Genomic DNA, 3,327 nt, shown 5'->3' on the forward strand with positions numbered 1-3,327 from the left:
GCGGATATAAATTCGGATTTGTTCATGGAGACCATCCTAATGGTTGAAATGGAGTGAATCAATTTAGGCGATAAAAGTCCGGTCTGCAATCTGTGATCCGTAGTTTTATGGAAGCCCGAGCCTTTTCAAGATAATAAATCACTAACCGCTCACCACATTCACCAGCACTTTGCCCGAAATACGTGTGTACCACTTCATCATCTGGGTAGATTTATACCTGTTAATTGCCTGCACGATCTGGACGATGTGTTGATGGACAAAAAGCATCATCCCGACAATGAAATTTCATCCTGGCGTTTACCCTGAATTAGGGGGGACAGAGGGATCCACTATACTGGACCTGATTGACAGACGCACCCGACTCTACAGCGAATAATGCAGGCGTGGTCAGGGGGGGCGATCCTCGGCGAGGCCTTGCTCACGGAAGACTGGCTGCCGTAGTATTCTCTACGATCTGATGACACTTAAAGACTGAAAGCGGTCATAAATGATGGTCATATGACAGCATCCGACCCATAGCAGCCGGTCGCGCCAAGGCGAAGCGGACCTTCGGCGCCCTCAGTAGTCTCGGCGGTGCTAGGTCCAGAGGTTTAACCTGATCGGAATCGCTTCCGCACTAATCGGCAGGAGGACGCCGCTTGATGGCGCGGCTAGACGGCATCTCTGGAACGCGACCAGCACCGTCAAATGCGCCGATTGGAGACGCCAGCGCGCTGTGCTGCCAAGCTGTAGACGCAGTACACCAAGCCAAAGGTCTGACCGCGCCACTCAGTCCGTTGACGAGTGATTGTCGCCACCGTCCCCGCCCTGGAACTGCTCCACCGCTTCCTGCATATCCAAGTGGTAGTTCTGCAGCGTCAGCGTCATATCCTCGATATGCAATCGCCGTTCGAACGGCCGTAGTAGGTCGAACTGCTGCTGGATGATGCTCCCGCCTTGAAGGTATTCGACGAGGTCAAGCGCTTGGAAGCTCTCATCGCGCCAGAAGAGGACCTGCTGCTCTGACCCAAGCCGTATGTAGCCACCAGCGACCACGTTGATCAGCTCGTGCGCTTGACGCACAGGATGCCTTCCCATCGTATATCCATTGAAGACTCGATTGGCGGTGATCACGCCGGTATGCACATCGGCTGTGGCAGAAATATCCCAGCCCAGCCACTTCAGCAGCTTTTCCTGATTGGCGGTGACCTTCATCCAACGTAGGCGGATGTTAAGCTGGTCCCGAGCCGTCTTCATGTGCTCATAGCTTGTTCGCAGTTCGTGCGCCGACACGGGCAAAAACGAGTTCTTGCACTCAAAGACGAAGAGATGCTCCTCCCGCCACGCAATGATGTCGGTTTCTCGCTTGCCTTCAATGTTGAACTCAAAGTTGGATCGCACCTTGAAGCCGGCTTCTTCGAGCGTCGCCACGACGGCCTCCTGCATCGGGTCCTTGCCATCAAGGAGAACACTGCGCAGGTTGTTTGCTATGACGACATTGCGCACCAGGTTCGACCGCGCAACCATTGCTGGCGCGACAACCAAGTGGTCGGCCGCCTCAATTAGAGGCCGGTACTGGATGTCGATGAACTTCTGCTCTGCTTTCAGGGTGAGGATGTCGATAATCTCTTGCGCTTTGGCGGACGGCAGAACCTGACCGAGTGTCATCACCATGTCCTTGATGCTTATCACCGGCAGGACGGACCGCACCCTCAGGCGCTCCTGCCTCTCCTCAGGCTGAATCTCCTGAAGCTTCCGCTGGAAGACGGCACTGAAGAACGCGAGCATGCGTTGGACCTTCAAAATGTCGCCTGCTGTGAGCGTCTGAGTGACCTGTAATGACAGAGGATCGCTCTTTCGGAAGTTGTCAATTCCAAGGCCAATCAGCACGGCAACTTCCTCTGCGAAGAACTGGTCGCCTGCAATAGGCGCGAAGAATCTCGGGTCTTGGATGACCAGGAACACCAGCCGCTCAATTGGTTCGGTGCGCAGCTCGACGAATTCACCCAGGCGACCGTGCTCGAAGGCCGCTTCGATGAAGGCCTCCATGGTGGGTAGCGGCTGGTTCCTTTCGTAAAACTGGCGGGCAACAACGGCTGCGCGAATTTCTTCTTGCACGCTGCTCTGGATGTAGCCCAGGCGAATCGACCGCTCAAGGTCTTCATCAATGGACAGCACCTTGAGCTCTTTGCCGTGCTGCTCCACCTTGTAGGGCAGGCCGTCCAGCAGCGTCTCCACCTCGAACAGCTCATTGAGACGAGCCGCGTCCATCAGCAGCTCCGCGTAGACACTGTTGTAAGGGGAAACCAGCAATTCGTCAACGTGCTTCCAGTCCGTCGGCACCGTCCCAATCTCCTCGCGCATCAGGTGCAGGATGAGAGACAGGCCTTGCGTGATTTCCTCAGTTGACCAATGCTCGAAGATGGAGGAGTCCAGGTACCGATTGCCCCCCCTCCAGCCCTGTGCAAAGGCCTCGTTGATGATGACCAGGAGGCTCTTTTGAACGAGTCTTCGCCGGGCTTTCAGGCGCATTACCAAGCGTTGTCGCAGACGGCGGGCTGCGGGAGCGAGCTTGAGAAGCACCCGAACTGAGCGCAGAAACTCCCGCCGGTCGGCACGTAAAGTGACTCTGGGCAACATTGCCAAGGCGGCGTCTGTCGCCTTAACGATGGCACCCGCTTGGAACTTGTATCGCGAAGCGCGAAGCAAACCGTCGCGCCGCAGGCGTGCGACTGCTCTGTCCGCGTCCCACAGCAGCAGGGCCAGCATGACTGCAACTGACCATTGATGGTCGTTGCGCTCTAGATAACCCTTTAGGGCTTCGAGCGCAGCTTTCGCGTCGTCCTTAGATGCTTGCACCGGACCGCTCGCCAATGCAGTTGCGGTGATGGCCGCAATGGTCTTGTGGCCGTGCAACTCAGCGGCCTTTGCCAATACTCCCACTTTGCCTCCCGGTTTCCTCCCCAAAGCATAGAGAAGGTCTGCGCCCAGATCCAGTCCTGTCCGCCCGGACAACTCAGGCCATCGCCCAGTCTTCTGTATGCCTCTGAGCGAAGAAAGCCGGACCATGAAGTGCACAAAAGGGATTTTCCGCCCGTGGTGGCACAATAAAAGCCTTAAGATCCGTGGTAAACACTTCGCCGGTGGACCAATGGATTTCTATCTGGAACAGGCGGCCGATGCAACTGGTGGGCCACTGCGATCTGGATGAATTTCCATGGGACCGAGAGGTTTTTGCCGGTCACGCTGGCGCCGGTTGCGCCTCACGCTACAAGGCGACCTGCTGTTGTGGTAATTTTAGCTCCAGTTCAGATCTTCCCTAAATTATCCACATCTCGGGATGGAATA

1 protein-coding gene is annotated in these 3,327 nt (G+C 56.1%); it reads right to left on the reverse strand.

Translation table 11 applies throughout. The annotated features are described in order from the left end of the window. Positions 1 to 768 precede the first annotated feature (768 nt). Positions 769 to 2,913 (reverse strand): endonuclease, encoded by a 2,145-nt coding sequence (locus AC2VLV_RS15595; RefSeq protein ID WP_486990848.1) that lies wholly within the window; start codon positions 2,911 to 2,913, stop codon positions 769 to 771. Positions 2,914 to 3,327: the final 414 nt, after the last annotated feature.

It is taken from the genome of Thiomonas sp. TH-17, assembly GCF_057473305.1.